The sequence below is a fragment of the Pseudonocardia autotrophica genome (genome assembly GCF_003945385.1).
Taxonomy (GTDB): Bacteria; Actinomycetota; Actinomycetes; order Mycobacteriales; family Pseudonocardiaceae; genus Pseudonocardia; species Pseudonocardia autotrophica.
In genome coordinates, this window is sequence record NZ_AP018920.1 from 94,266 (window position 1) to 108,605 (window position 14,340).

Below are 14,340 nucleotides of genomic sequence, written 5' to 3' on the forward strand. Positions count from 1 at the left end.
CAGGGGTGCGCCCCGACGTCGCCGGGCGGCGGGCACTAGCCTCGCGACGATCCGTCTCGCTCCCCGGGAGGACCGTCGTGCGTACCCGTCCCCGTCCCGCCATCGCCGGACCGGCGCTGCTGCTCGCCGCCGCGGCCCTCCTCGCCGGGTGTGCGCAGTCCGGCCAGCTCGGCCACGAGTCCGGCGCCGACGCGCCCGGTGCCGACGCCCCCGCGGCAGGGGCACCGGCCGAACCCGAGCAGCCCGGCACCGGCCCGGACGACCCGACCGCCACCGCGCTGCCCGGAGTGCCCGGTGCGCCGGTCGCGCAGGCCGGATCGGATACCCGGGCCACCCTCGAGCAGCCCGTCGAGATCAGCACCCCCGGGCCGGCGGAGCTGCTGGTGCGCACCGAGGTGCTGCAGCCCGGCCAGGTCACCGGCTGGATCCGGCACCCCGGCACGGCGACCTCCGCGGTCCGGTCCGGTGAGCTCACCGTGCAGCGGGCCGGGCGCTGTGAGCCGCAGACCTTCCGGACCGGCGAGGCCTTCTTCCTCGGCGACGGCGAGCCCAACGAGCTGCGCAACGACGGGCCGGAGCCGGTCGTACTGACCCGGTCGCAGCTGCTCGCCCCCGACGTCGCCGAACGGGAACCGGTCGAACCCGCCTGCTGACCGGGGTGCGGAACGCGTTCGAGTCCTGCGCCCGGGTTTCGTAGCCTGACGACCCGTGAGTTCCGCACGTGAGGCGACGCCCGCCGATCTCGACGGCTGCGTGGACGCGCTGGCCGAGGCCTTCGCCGACTACCCGTTCACCCGGCACACGATCGCCGCCGACGACCATGTCCGGCGGCTGCGTGCCTGCCACGAGCTGCTGATCCGGGAGGTGGGGCTACCGCACGGCCGGGTGCACGTGATCGACGGGCCGGACGGGATCGACGCCGTCGCAGTGTGGACCCCGTCGACTCCGGCGGTGGAGGAGGCGCTGACCCGCGCGGCCGCACGGCTCGCCGAGCTGGCCGGGGACCGGGCCGCGATGGCCACTGCTGCGGAGTCGGTCCTGGCGGAGTACCGGCCACCCACACCGCTCTGGTTCCTGGCGCCGGTCGGTGTGCGGCCCGGCAGGCAGGGGCGCGGGCTGGGCCGGGCGGTGCTGGCACCCGGGCTCGCCGCGGCGGACGCCGGGCGGATGCCCGCCTTCCTGGAGACGTCCGATCCGGTCAACGTGGGCATCTACCGGCGGATGGGCTTCAGCGTCCTCACGGAGATCGACCTGCCGCACGACGGCCCGCGCACCTGGGCGATGGTCCGGCCCGCCCGCTGACGCGCGTCCTCGCGCGTACTCGGATCCGGCGCTGCGCTGTGGGAGCATCGACGGCGGTACGGGGCAGGGCGCGGTGGGCGCGGAACCCGGGGCGGGATGCATGGCGACGAAGACGGTCATCGCGGCGGACTACCGCGAGTGGCAGGTGCAGCGGCGGATCGAGTGGACCACACCCGCCGTGGGCGACGAGTTCGAGCACGACGTCGACGCCGGTAACGGCGCGGTCGTGCTCATCCTGTCGGCGCTCGGTCTGTTCTGGCTGGTGCTGCTGGTCTGGGCACCGGGTGCCGTGGTCTTCCCCTGGTTCTTCTGGCTCGTCGTGATCTTCGGGCTCGGCTTCTTCCCGGTGCGCTGGCTGCTGCGGCGCCCGTTCACGATCACCGCCAAGACCCAGGGTGGCTACGACCTGCCGCCGGAGAAGTGGACCGGAATGGTCCGCGGGCTCGCCACCGCCCGCGAGGAGACCAAGGTGGTGATCCGCAGCCTGAAGAACCGGTCGACGCCCGGGCACGCGGACAGCCCGCTGCAACCCATCAACTAGGAGTCGCGGTGCCCGAACTGCCGGAGGTGGAGGCCCTCGCACACCACCTGCGCGAGCACGCCGTGTACCGCCCGGTGGCCCGGGTGGACCTGGCATCGATGAGCGCGCTCAAGACCTTCGATCCGCCGGTGTCGGCGCTGACCGGCCGGGTCGTGACCGGCGCGTCCCGGTTCGGGAAGTTCCTCTCGGTCGATCTCGCCGACCGGCCGGACGAGCCGTTGCACCTGATCACGCACCTGTCCCGGGCCGGATGGCTGCGCTGGCACGCGACCGCCGGCAGCACGCCGCCGAAACCGGGGCGCGGCCCGCTGCAGCTGCGGGTGCATCTCGACGCCGTCGGCGGCCCCGGTTTCGACCTGACCGAGGCCGGCACCCAGAAACGGCTCGCCGTGTACCTGGTGACGGACCCGGCGCAGGTGCCCGGGATCGTGCGGCTGGGGCCCGATGCGCTGGAGCTGACCCGGCCCGGGCTCGACGAGCTGCTCGACGGCGACAACCGCCGGCTCAAGACGCTGCTGACCGATCAGCGGACGCTGGCCGGGGTCGGTAACGCCTACTCCGACGAGATCCTGCACACCGCGCGGCTCTCCCCGTACGCCGTCGGTGCCCGGCTCGACGAGGCGGCTCGGGACCGGCTGTTCGCGGCGCTGCACGGGGTGCTCGACGACGCCGTCGAGCGGTCGGTGGGCCAGGGCGCGGCCGAGCTGAAGGGCGAGAAGCGCTCCGGTCTGCGGGTGCACGCCCGGACCGGACTGCCCTGTCCGGTCTGCGGCGACACCGTCCGGGAGGTGTCGTTCGCCGAGAGATCGTTCCAGTACTGTCCGACCTGCCAGACCGGTGGCAAGCCGCTTGCGGACCGTCGGTTGTCCCGGCTGGTGAGGTAGGTCGTCCCAGGAGGCGCAGCGGTGAGCAGGACGGGCGGGGCGGCGGTGCAACTCGCCGTCGTCGACGGGCAGACGGGGCTCGCCCCGTCCCTGGTGCTGCTGTTGATCGTCGCGATCGTCGTGCTCGTGATCGCGGTGTTCGTGTTCCTGTGGCAGCGCAACCGCCGCAACAACATGGTCTCGCCGCTGGCCAAGGCCACTTTCTCCGCGCTGCACACGGTGGCGCTGGCCGCCCCGGTGCTGCGGGAGGGGCTGTCCCAGCGCTCCGCGTCGCAGGCCCTGCCCTATCTGCGCCAGCTGCTGGAGAGCACGGCGATGGCGATGACCGACTCCCGCGCCACCGTGCTGGGCTGGGACGGCAGCGCCGACCAGCACCAGCAGGACGTGCAGACGCTCGCCGACCGGGTGATCTCCACCGGCCGGATGGAGCTGATGAGCCACACCTCCATCAAGTGCAACCAGCCCGGCTGCGAGGTGCGCGGCATCGTCGTGGTGCCGCTGGAGAGCGACGGCAACATCATCGGCACGCTCGCCGCGCTCACCCCGGCGACCGCCGGCCCGCCGGTGCTCCGGGCGACCGGCGAGGTCGCCCGCTACGTGTCCAGCCAGCTGGAGCTCGCCGAGCTCGACGACTCCAGGGCCCGGCTGAACCGCGCGGAGGTCCGGGCGTTGCGGGCCCAGATCTCACCGCACTTCGTCTACAACGCGCTGACCACGATCGCGTCGTTCATCCGGACCGACCCGGCCCGCGCCCGCGAGCTGCTGATCGAGTTCGCCGACTTCACCCGGTACTCGTTCCGGTCGGCCGGCGAGTACACGACGCTGATCGACGAGCTCAACAACATCGAGCGTTACGTCCGGCTGGAGAAGGCCCGGTTCGGCAACCGGCTCAACATCCGGCTGCAGATCGATCCCGAGGTGCAGAACGTCGTGCTGCCCTTCCTCGCCCTGCAGCCGCTCGTGGAGAACGCGGTCCGGCACGGGCTGTCCGGCAAGCCGAACGGCGGGACGGTCACCATCCGGGCGGAGAACGCCGGCTCGGAGTGCGTGATCGTGGTGGAGGACGACGGCGTCGGCATGGACCCGGCGCGGCTCAACGAGGACCTCGACGACGCCCACCTGTCCGGTGCGCACGTCGGTCTGGGCAATGTCGACGACCGGATGCGGTCGGCCTTCGGCGACAACTTCGGCCTGGTCGTCGACACCAACATCGGCGCCGGTATGAAGATCACCCTGCGGGTCCCGAAGTTCCGGGCGGGTATCCGGGCCTGAGCGCCGATGCCGCTGCTCCGCACGGGTGAGCGGCGACACGCCGCGATGTGCCGATCCGGTCACGCCACGTCACGGAGCGCTCCCGCGTACGGTGGGATCGCATGGACGTCCTGCGCATTCCCGCCGCCGTGACCTCCCGGTTGCCGGGCAGACTCGGGGAGACCGTCGGTGCGGCCGGTTCCCCGGTGGTCTCCGTGGTGCGGCTGCACGGCGTGATCAGCGCCCAGGCCGCGCCGGTTCCCCGTCAGGTCCTCAACGCCGCCTCGGTGGAGAAGGTCCTGGAGCGTGCGTTCGCACCGGACAGGCTCGCCGCGGTCGCCCTGGTGATCAACTCTCCGGGCGGGTCGCCGACCCAGTCGCAGCTGATCGGTGACCGGATCCGCGGCCTGGCCGCGGAGAAGGACGTGCCGGTGCTCGCGTTCTGCGAGGACGTCGCGGCGTCCGGCGGGTACTGGCTGGCCTGTGCGGCCGACGAGATCTACGCCTGCTCGACGTCGATCGTCGGCTCGATCGGTGTGATCAGCGCCGGGTTCGGGCTGGAGGGCCTGATCGATCGGTGGGGTGTGACCCGGCGGCTGCACACCGCGGGCGGCTCGAAGTCCCGGCTGGACCCGTTCCTGCCGGAGAAGCCGGAGGACGTCGCCTGGCTGACCGGGTTGCAGGAGCAGCTGCACGAGCGGTTCGTCGGCTGGGTCCGGGAGCGGCGCGGGGACCGGCTGGACAGCGGGACCGAGCTGTTCGACGGCGAGGTGTGGCTGGGTGAGCGGGCCCGCGAGCTCGGGCTGATCGACGGGATCGGCACCGCGCACGACGTGCTCACCGAGCGCTTCCCGGATGCCGAGCAGCGTCCGGTCGACCAGCGCAAGCCGCTGCTCGCCCGGCTGGGGGCCGGTGGCGCGGCGTCGGTCGGTCACCCGGGAGTGGACCCTGCTGCGATCGGGTCGGAGCTGCTCACAGCGGTCGAGACGAGAGCCACCTGGGCACGGTTCGGGTTGTGAGACAGGCGGTCGCCGTAGCCGCGCCGGGACCTCGCCACGTGTCCGGACGGTCACCGATCCGGTTCGTGCCCTGGCACTCCGCGCGTCGGCACGTCACCATGGTCGCGGCGCAGGGCGATCATCGAGGTCGATGGGTTCCCGGTCCGGGACCGGAAGCAGGATGAGGAGATCGTGGACAGCAACGAGACCACTCGGGGACTGGTCGTGCTCGCGGTGGACGACGAGCAGCCCGCGCTCGAGGAGATGGCATTCCTGCTGAACGAGGACGCGCGTGTCACGACCGTCCTCAAGGCCGGTGAGTCCACCGAGGCGCTGCGCATCCTGAACGGGCGCCGGGCCGGCGCTCCGGCGGGCGGACTGCCCGGTGGGGCCGGCGATGTCGCCGAGCAGACCGACATCGACGCCGTGTTCCTCGACATCCGGATGCCCGGGCTGGACGGCCTGGAGCTCGCCCGGGTGCTGAAGAACATGGCGGTGCAGCCGGCGATCGTGTTCGTCACCGCACACGACGACCGTGCCGTCGACGCCTACGACGTCGGCGCCATCGACTACCTGCTCAAGCCGCTGCGCACCGAGCGGCTCTCCGCGGCACTGGACCGGATCCTCTCGACCCGCCGCAGCGGGCCCGTCGAGCAGGCCCGCGACGACTCCGGCGACGACGAGGTGATCCCGGTCGAGCTGGCCGGAACCACCAAGCTCGTGCCGCGCTCCGCCGTGCGCTATGTCGAGGCTCAGGGCGACTACGCCCGGCTGCACACCACCGACGGCAGCCACCTCGTGCGGATTCCGCTGTCGGTGCTGGAGGACCGCTGGCGGGACGCCGGATTCGTCCGGATCCACCGGTCGTTCCTGGTCGCGTTGCCGCTGGTCACCGAGCTGCGGCTGGCCGGCTCCGGGTACGTCGTGCGGATCGGGTCCGGGCCGGAGACCGCCGAGCTGCCGGTCAGCCGCCGGCACACCCGTGAGCTGAAGGACCGCCTCGTCCGCGCGACCAAGCAGGCGTGGAGTCAGAGGTGAGCAGGTCCACCGGCGGCGTTCAGCCGTCGGTGCGTCCGGCGTCCGATGAGGAGACGCCGGGCGAACGCGACGATTCCGCGACGCCACGCAACGGTGCCGTGTGGCCCAACCGCGCGGCCCGCACCGGGGGCTCCGGAGGATCCGGCGGCCCGGACCGGGCGAACCGCAACGGGGGTGCCCCGGCCGGGGCACCGGCGGCACAGCCGGGCGCACCGGGCCCCGAGGCGGCCGGTGGGCAGCACCCGCGGGCCGGGGCGGCCGGCCCGGTCGCGCCGCGCCCGCGCAGCCCGGCGTTCTCCGGCGGCGTCCCGCGGCCGGTCGATCCACCCACCGGCGCGGGTGACACCGGTGCTGGGCACCCCGCGGCCACGTACGCCGGCTCCGGGGGGCAGGCCGCGAACGGTGTGCCGGCCGGGCACCCCGCCGCAGGGCACGCCGGCTCCGGACGGCCCATCGCGAGCGATGCCGAGGCCGGGTACGGCGCCGCTGCGGCAGACCCCGGAGCCGGACGCCCTCCTGAGCCTGACCCCGGGGCCGGGCAGCCGGCTGAGCCGGACCCCGTAGCCGAGCGCCCCGGCGCGGAGCCCCCTGCCGTGGAGCCCCCTGCCACTGAGCCCCCCGCCGCCCAGCCGGGCAACACCGGACCCGGGCCGGCACCCGACGGGAGCAGTACCCCGACCGCGTCCGCGGACCGGCCAGGGCGTCGCGCCCGTCGCGAGGCCGCCGGGAACGGCGCCGACGAGACCGGCGCCGGTGCTGACGGCGCCGACTGGCTGCAGCAGGAGATCGCGCGCCGGGTCGCGGACCGCGCCGGAAGAGCGAGCAGGCACGCCCGCGCCGACCAGGCTGCGGAACACCCCGCCGCCGGACACGCTGTCGCTGAGCAGCCCGCCGTCGAGCACCCTGTCGCCGAACGCTCCGCCGCTGAGCACCCAGTAGCCGGGCATCCCGCTGCCGGGCACCCTGCTGCCGAGCTCCCCCTCGTCGAGCACCCTGGGGCCGAGCACCCTGGGGCCGAGCGCCCCGACGCGGAACGCGGGGCCGCCCCGCTCCCCACCGCGACACCGTCGCCTCCCGAGGGGCCGACCGATCCCGGATCGGACGGCACCGGGCCCGACGACGAGCACCGAGAGCCGCAGCATCCCCGGGCGCGCTCCGGATACCCGCGTCCGCGCTCCACGCTGATGCCGGACCCCTACGCCCCGGACGGCGTGCGCGACTCCGCCGCGGCCGACGGCTGGCCCGCGCCCGGCCGTCCCACATCCGGCGCGCCCACCGACAGCGGCAAGCAGTGGCCGCCGGCGACCGGCGCGGCCGGACTGCCGCGGCGCATCCCGGGCGCGACGACCGAGTGGAGCCGCGGCTGGGCACCGGACCGGAGCGCGCTGCTCGGCGGTGCCGGCGCGACCCCCGCCGACGCGCCCCCGGCCGACGCCGGCACCGAGACCGGCCCCGGCGCGGACGTGCACCCCGAGACCAGGCCGGTCCCCACCCGCTGGAGCGCGGCGGGCCGTCGCAGCCGCCCCGATGTGGTCGCCGACCCGCCCGGTGTCACACCCCCCACCGGGGCTCCCGCCGCTCCCGGCGAACGCCCGGACGCACTGTCCGACAACCCGCACCAAGACGCCGGCGGCGACCTGCCCGAAGACGCGGGCGGCGACCTGCGCGGAGGCGTGCGCGGGGACCTGCGCGGAGACGTCCGCAGTGACATGCGCGGAGGCGTCCGCGGTGACCTGCGCGGAGACGTCCGCAGCGATGTCCACAGCCGTGTCCACGGCGCCGGCCACAGCGACATCGACGGCGACCTGTACGACGACGACTCGTACGGTGACTCGTACGACGACCTGGCCGACGACCTGGACGACGACGTCCACGGTGACCTGCACGACGACCTGCACGACGACCTACGCGGCCCGGCCGCCGAGCGCACCGAGGTCATCTGGCGCGCCCCAGGCCTCGACACCCCGGTGGCGCCCGCCCCGGCCCCGGACCCGGGCGCCGATCTGACGGCCACCTCGTTCGCGCCCTACACCGGCGCCCGGCCCCGCCGGTTCGCCGCGGCGCCGACCGTCGCACCGGAGCAGGACGGCACCGCCGGCCCCGATGGCTCCGGCGGCACCGACGGCCCGGGCAGCAACCGGGTGCGCATCGTGCTGTCCGAGCGCCGGTCGACCGCGCACTCCTCGCGCGGGCTCTCCGACGTGCAGGACCCGGGCGCGGTCGGCACCCTGCTCCGCAACTCGCTGGTCCGGACCCAGCTGCTGCTCGCCCTGCGGGTGAGCCTGGTCGCGCTGTTCACCCTCGGCATGCTGCCCGCGCTGTTCATGGCGCTGCCGGTGCTCGGCCAGATCGAGGTGGTCGGGATCCGGCTGCCCTGGCTGCTGCTCGGACTGCTCGTCTATCCGTTCCTGCTCGGTCTGGGCTGGTGGTACGTGCGCTCGGCCGAGTCGGTCGAACAGGACTTCGCCGACGACGTGGCGGACCGGTGAGCCTGACCGCCATCGCGTCGCTGGTCGCGATCGTCCTGGTGGCCGTGGTGTCCGCGGTCATCGGCTCGATCGCCCACCGGACGCGGCTGACCTCGGACTTCCTGGTCGCCTCCCGGACCGTGCCATCCCGGCTGAACGCCGGAGCGATCTCCGGCGAGTACCTGTCCGCGGCGTCGTTCCTCGGGATCGCCGGGCTGATCCTGGTGGAGGGGGTCGACGGGCTCTGGTACGCCGTCGGCTATACCGCCGGTTACCTGTTGCTGTTGTTGTTCGTGGCGGCCCCGCTGCGCCGCTCCGGCGCCTACACGGTGCCCGACTTCGCCGACGCCCGGCTCGCCTCACCGGCCCTGCGACGGGTCTGCGCCGCCGTCGTCATCGTGATCTGCTGGCTGTACCTGCTGCCCCAGCTGCAGGGCGCCGGACTGACCCTCGGCATCGTGACGGGCCTGCCGGACTGGATCGGCTCGGCCGGGGCCGGCGTCATCGTGCTGGCGACCGTCGCGTTCGGCGGGATGCGTTCGGTGACGTTCGTGCAGGCGTTCCAGTACTGGTTCAAGCTGACCGCGCTGGCCGTCCCCGCGGTGATCGGGCTCGCGATCTGGTTCGGCGACGACCACACCTTCGCCCGGGACGAGCCGCCGGAGTTCCGCGAGCCGACGACCGTCTCGGTGACGACCCCGGTCACGCTGGACGTCCGGCTCTCCGTCGACGTGACCGCGCGCGGCACGGTGGACGGGGTGCCGGTCGACGGCCCGCTGCGCTGGGTCGCCGGGTCATCGCACGACATCGCACCCGGCACCGAGCTGGGCTTCGCGGCAGGCGAGCCGGTCCCGGTGACCAGCGGCGCGCCCACCGACGACGAGAGCTGGCTGCGCCCGTTCGCCGGCTCCGGCGATCACCAGCTGCTGGGCACGTACTCGCTGATCCTGGCGACCTTCCTCGGCACCATGGGCCTGCCGCACGTGCTGGGCCGCTTCTACACCAACTCCGACGGACGGGCGGCCCGGCGCAGCGCCGTCGTCGTACTGGCGATGCTCGGCGGCTTCTACATCCTGGTGACGCTGTTGGGCGCCCTGTCCCGGGTGTACACGCCGCAGCTGCTGGTCACCGGCCGGTCGGACGCCGCGGTACTGCTGCTGCCCACCGCCATCCTGGGCAGCGGACTGCTCGGTGCGCTGGTGGCCGGACTGGTCGCGGCCGGGGCGTGGGCGGCGTTCCTGTCGACCGCGTCCGGGCTGCTGGTGAGCCTGGCCAGTGTGGTGTCCACCGACGTGCTGCCCGGCAAGGGGCGGATGACCCGCAAGTTCCCGCTGGCCACCGTGCTCGCCGGGCTGCCGCCGACCGTGGTGGCGCTGGTCCCGACCGGGCTGAACTTCGCCGAGGCCGTCGCGCTGGTCTTCGCGGTCGCGGCGTCGACGTTCTGCCCGCTGCTGGTGCTCGGCATCTGGTGGCGTGGCCTCACCGACGTCGGCGCGATCGTCGGCGTCCTCGTCGGCGGGATCACCTCGGCCGCAGCGGTCGTCGCGGCGCTCGCCGGGCTGGACACCGCCTTCCTCGGGCCGGCGGCCGGCTGGGTCGAGGTGCTGCTGTACCGCCCGGCGATCGTGAGCGTGCCGCTCGCGTTCGCGACGATGATCGCCGCCTCGTTGCTCACCCGGGAGCGGCGACCGGAGGACGCCGGTCAGGTGATGTTGCGACTCCACGCACCCGAACGACTGGGCCTTATGCGTGACAGGCTCGACGATCGGACCTGATCGAAACCCGTTCGGCGCTGACCCTGTGTAACCGGGGTGGCCGAGTGGCTGGTACAAATCGGGCACTTTCCCATCGTTTGAGACGCCCTCTCGTCACTGCCAGCATTCGTCGTCGTTGTGCGAGGTAAGGGTGTCCCGCGGCCTGCTCGGCCCCGGACGCACCCGGCTCCCCGCCAGTACGAGGTGAAAGGCCGGTGAACGGCGCCATGAGCAGCCCCGCAGAGGGCCCGGACGGGACGGTGTACCAACAGGTCCAGGCCACCCCCGAGTTCCAGGCGCTCCGTACCCGGCTGCGCCGGTACGTGTTCCCGATGACTGCGGTCTTCCTGGTCTGGTACCTGGCGTATGTCCTGCTCGCCGGTTACGCCCCCGAGTTCATGGCCATCCGGGTCGTCGGGACGATCACCGTCGGCCTGCTGATCGGCCTCGGCCAGTTCGTCAGCACCTTCGTGATCACCACGCTGTACGTGCGGTTCGCCGAGCGGGAGCTCGACGGACCGGCCGCCGAGCTGCGTGCCCGGGTCGAGACCGGTCTCGCCGGGGCCCCGGAGGTGCGGGCATGACCGGCTCCGCGTTGGCCCAGGCCGAGTCCGTCGGCAGCGTCACGGCCAATCTCGGGTTCTTCCTGCTGTTCGTGATCGTGACCCTGCTGATCGTGCTCCGGGTCAGCCGCACCAACGCGACCCGCGCCGACTACTACACCGGCGGGCACGCCTTCACCGGTCCGCAGAACGGCACCGCGATCGCCGGTGACTTCCTGTCCGCCGCGTCGTTCCTCGGGATCGCCGGCGCGATCGCGCTCTACGGCTACGACGGGTTCCTCTACTCGATCGGCTTCCTGGTCGGTTGGCTGATGGCGCTGCTGCTGGTCGCCGAACTGCTCCGCAACACCGGGCGCTTCACGATGGGGGACGTGCTGGCGTTCCGGATGCGCCAGCGCCCGGTCCGCGCGGCCGCCGCGACGTCCACCCTGGTCGTCTCGTTCTTCTATCTGGTCGCCCAGATGGCCGGCGCCGGCGGCCTGATCTCACTGCTGCTGCAGATCCCGAAGGACGACGCGTTCTCGCAGGCGATGGTGATCGTCGTCGTGGGCGGTCTGATGATCGTCTACGTGCTGTTCGGCGGCATGAAGGGCACCACCTGGGTGCAGATCATCAAGGCCGGCCTGCTGCTCGTCGGTTCGGCCGTGATGACCACCTGGGTGCTCGGCCGGTACGGCTTCGACCTGTCCACGGTGCTGGAGCGGGCGACCGAGAACTCCGAGCACGGCGAGGCGGTGCTCGCCCCGGGCCTGCAGTACACGAACAAGATCGACTTCATCTCGCTGGGGCTCGCGCTGGTGCTCGGCACCGTGGGCCTGCCGCACATCCTGATGCGCTTCTACACGGTGCCCTCGGCCAAGGAGGCGCGCCGCTCGGTGGTCTGGGCGATCTGGCTGATCGGCACGTTCTACCTGTTCACGCTGGTGCTCGGGTACGGCGCGATGGCGCTGCTCCCGGCCGGGACGATCACCCGGGCGAACCAGAACGACGCGGCGCCGCTGCTGGCCTACGCGCTCGGCGGCGAGATCATGCTCGGGCTGATCGCGGCGGTCGCGTTCGCGACGATCCTCGCGGTCGTCGCCGGGCTGACGATCACCGCGTCGGCCTCGTTCGCGCACGACGTCTACGCCAACGTGATCCGCCGGGGCAACGCCTCACCGGACGCCGAGGTGCGGGTCGCCCGGACCACCGCCCTGGTGATCGGGCTGGTCGCGATCGGCGGCGGCATCATCGCGAACGGCCAGAACGTGGCGTTCCTGGTCGCGCTGGCCTTCGCCGTCGCCGCCTCGGCGAACCTGCCGACGATCCTGTTCTCGCTGTTCTGGAAGCGGTTCAACACCACCGGGGCGCTGTGCAGCATCTACGGCGGCGTGCTCATCTGCGTCGGGCTGATCGTGGTCTCGCCCGCGGTGTCCGGTTCGCCGACCTCGATGATCCCGAGCGCAGACTTCGCGATCTTCCCGCTGTCCAACCCGGGCCTGGTGTCGATCCCGGCTTCGTTCCTGCTCGGGATCGTCGGCACCCTCCTCGGCGGCACGGAGCGGTTCGCCGCCGCCCGCTACGCCGAGATGGAGGTCCGGTCGCTGACCGGTGCGGGCGCGGTCCGGGCCACCACCGCACCGAAGGACGAGCCGAAGCGGGAGCCGGTGACGGCCACCTCCGTGGGTGCGATCCCGACCTACCGTGGCGACGACGGCAGCCGCGCCGGGCGCGCGTCCCACAGGAGGTCGCAGGCGCGCCCGCAGGCGGCCGCCCGGCAGGCCGGCGAACTGTTCGGCGGATCCGGCGCGACCGGCGCGTACCGGCCGGGGGCGCCCCGAGACCCGGCCCGGCACCGTTGGTCCCCGCCGGACGCCGGAGCGGGCGAACCGCCGCCGGACGCGAACGAGATGACGCTGCCGCACGGGTCGCTCTTCGGCGACGAGCCGCGGCGCTGACCGGCACCGGCCGGCGCTGACCGGCACCGGACGGCACTGAACTGCGCTGACCGGCACCGGATGGCACCGGATGGCACCGGATGGCACCGGACGGCACCGAGCGGCACCGGCCGGCCCCGAACAGCACTGTCTCTCACCGGATGTTGACGGTGCAGCGTGGCAAGATGGCCGGCATGTCCGAGCCGGTGCCCACCGTGAGCGTGTCCGATCTCCCCGCCGACGCCCCGATGCTGGACGTCCGTGAGCTCGACGAGTGGACGGCCGGTCACGCCCCGTCCGCCCGTCACCTCCCGATGTCCGAGCTGGCGGGGCGGGTCGCCGAGGTTCCGGGCGACGATCCGCTCTACGTCGTCTGCCGCTCCGGTGGCCGTTCCGCCAGGGTGGTGGCCTACCTCAGCCAGCAGGGTTTCCCCGCGGTGAACGTGGCGGGCGGCATGCAGGACTGGGCCGCCGTCGGACGTGACGTGATCACCGACGACGGCAGCGCACCCCGGATCGCCTGAGGCGTTGGCGTACCCACCGCCACCCTGCCCGCGGTGCGGCCGGCAGGCCGGGCCGGGGAGCGGCGCCTTCTGTCCCTGGTGCGGCCGTTATCTGTCGGCGCTGGACTGGGTGGCGACACCGCCGGATCCCGCGGCCCTGCCGGACTCGCTGCGCCCGCGCAGGCCGGAGCCGGCCCCCGACCGGTACGCCGGCCCGCCGCGCTACCGCTCGGTGCCGCGCTGGGGTCTTCCGGTCGGGCCGTGGCGGATGCCGCCCGGCCCGGACGACGGCCCGGCCGCGCCGGTCGACCGGGTCCGCTGGCTCGCCGGGCAGCTCGTCCCGGTGCTGTGGGTGGTGGTCGTGATGAGCCTGATCGCGGCCGCCGCCGAGACCTGGCGGTACACCCTGCTGCTGCAGAGCCGGTCGGACGCGTTGTCCCCGGTCGCCGTCGCCTGGTCGGACGCCATGGTCTGGTTCGGCGGCTGGTCCTCGGTCGCGGCGGTGATCGCCGCCGGGGTGCTGACGATCTCGTGGAGCCGCTGGTCCTACCAGGCGGCCGCCGAGCGGGCCGGGACGCGGCCGTGGCGCAGCCGTCGCAGCATCGTCGCCGGCTGGCTGGTCCCGGGCTGGAACCTGGCCGCGCCCGGATCGCTGCTCGCCGAGACCGAGCACACCGCGCTGGGCCTGCCCGCCGACCGGCGGCCCTCGCCGTCGCGGGAGCTCATGGTCTGGTGGGTGATGTGGGTGGCCTGCGTGCTGCTCGCCGCGCTGGCGTTGATCGGGCGGTTCCGGACCGGCACCCAGGCACTGGCCGACGGGGTCGTCGTGCACGCCTGGGCCGACGTCGGCGCCGCGGTAGCGGCCTACCGGACGATCCGCGTCGTGCGGTGGATCACCGGTCTGCTGGAGCCGGAGCCGCGTGGTCCGCGGGAGCTTCTGGTGCGGGCGGGCCCGGCGGGGGAGCCGCCCACGTCGCCGGCGCCGGATCGGCCGGAGCCGCAGCCGCAGCTGGATCGGGCCGAGCCGGATCCGGCACCGGATCCGGCGCCGCGGCCGGGCTGAGCGGGGCGACCGCACGGGACGGCACGGTGGCCTCGATGGTATCGCCGGAGCCCGGATCC

Annotated in this window: 12 protein-coding genes and 1 pseudogene; all 13 read left to right on the forward strand. The window is 73.6% G+C overall.

Translation table 11 applies throughout. The features are described from left to right. The first annotated feature begins 77 nt into the window (after positions 1-77). Positions 78-653 carry a cupin domain-containing protein gene (locus tag Pdca_RS00460; protein WP_125911182.1) on the forward strand — a complete coding sequence of 192 codons (576 nt, stop codon included), beginning with the start codon at positions 78-80 and terminating at the stop codon, positions 651-653. A gap of 55 nt (positions 654-708) precedes the next feature. Further along, positions 709-1,302: a GNAT family N-acetyltransferase gene (locus Pdca_RS00465; protein WP_085914135.1), complete on the forward strand. Its 594-nt coding sequence runs from the start codon at positions 709-711 to the stop codon at positions 1,300-1,302. Positions 1,303-1,402: 100 nt separating this feature from the next. Next, complete coding sequence (locus tag Pdca_RS00470; protein WP_085914136.1) at positions 1,403-1,843, forward strand: hypothetical protein; 441 nt, start codon at positions 1,403-1,405, stop codon at positions 1,841-1,843. 8 nt (positions 1,844-1,851) lie between these two features. Beyond that, entirely contained in the window at positions 1,852-2,727 is an 876-nt protein-coding gene (locus tag Pdca_RS00475; RefSeq protein ID WP_085914137.1) for a DNA-formamidopyrimidine glycosylase family protein, read from the forward strand. 21 nt (positions 2,728-2,748) lie between these two features. Beyond that, positions 2,749-3,999: a sensor histidine kinase gene (locus tag Pdca_RS00480; protein WP_232021341.1), complete on the forward strand. Its 1,251-nt coding sequence runs from the start codon at positions 2,749-2,751 to the stop codon at positions 3,997-3,999. Positions 4,000-4,100: 101 nt separating this feature from the next. Continuing rightward, positions 4,101-4,997: a S49 family peptidase gene (locus Pdca_RS00485; protein ID WP_085914139.1), complete on the forward strand. Its 897-nt coding sequence runs from the start codon at positions 4,101-4,103 to the stop codon at positions 4,995-4,997. A 171-nt stretch (positions 4,998-5,168) separates the two neighbouring features. Beyond that, the gene (locus tag Pdca_RS00490) at positions 5,169-6,014 is read left to right on the forward strand and encodes a LytR/AlgR family response regulator transcription factor (RefSeq protein ID WP_085914140.1); all 846 of its coding nucleotides are present in this window, start codon (positions 5,169-5,171) and stop codon (positions 6,012-6,014) included. Positions 6,015-6,607: 593 nt separating this feature from the next. Then, the gene (locus Pdca_RS36220) at positions 6,608-8,503 is read left to right on the forward strand and encodes a hypothetical protein (RefSeq protein ID WP_197719883.1); all 1,896 of its coding nucleotides are present in this window, start codon (positions 6,608-6,610) and stop codon (positions 8,501-8,503) included. Continuing rightward, positions 8,500-10,257, forward strand: coding sequence for a sodium/solute symporter (locus Pdca_RS00500; RefSeq protein ID WP_085914142.1), 1,758 nt, complete (start codon positions 8,500-8,502; stop codon positions 10,255-10,257). Before Pdca_RS36220 ends, Pdca_RS00500 begins: the two co-directional genes overlap by 4 nt. A 206-nt stretch (positions 10,258-10,463) precedes the next feature. Then, entirely contained in the window at positions 10,464-10,820 is a 357-nt protein-coding gene (locus Pdca_RS00505) for a DUF485 domain-containing protein (RefSeq protein WP_085914171.1), read from the forward strand. Next, positions 10,817-12,409 (forward strand): annotated as a pseudogene (locus Pdca_RS00510) (solute symporter family protein); the annotation flags it as partial. The gene Pdca_RS00505 and the pseudogene Pdca_RS00510, both read left to right, overlap by 4 nt. 500 nt (positions 12,410-12,909) lie before the next feature. Then, the gene (locus tag Pdca_RS00515) at positions 12,910-13,239 is read left to right on the forward strand and encodes a rhodanese-like domain-containing protein (RefSeq protein WP_174824370.1); all 330 of its coding nucleotides are present in this window, start codon (positions 12,910-12,912) and stop codon (positions 13,237-13,239) included. A 109-nt stretch (positions 13,240-13,348) separates the two neighbouring features. Continuing rightward, positions 13,349-14,281, forward strand: a complete 933-nt coding sequence (locus Pdca_RS00520; protein ID WP_085914144.1) for a DUF4328 domain-containing protein — start codon at positions 13,349-13,351, stop codon at positions 14,279-14,281. The last annotated feature ends 59 nt before the right edge of the window (positions 14,282-14,340 follow it).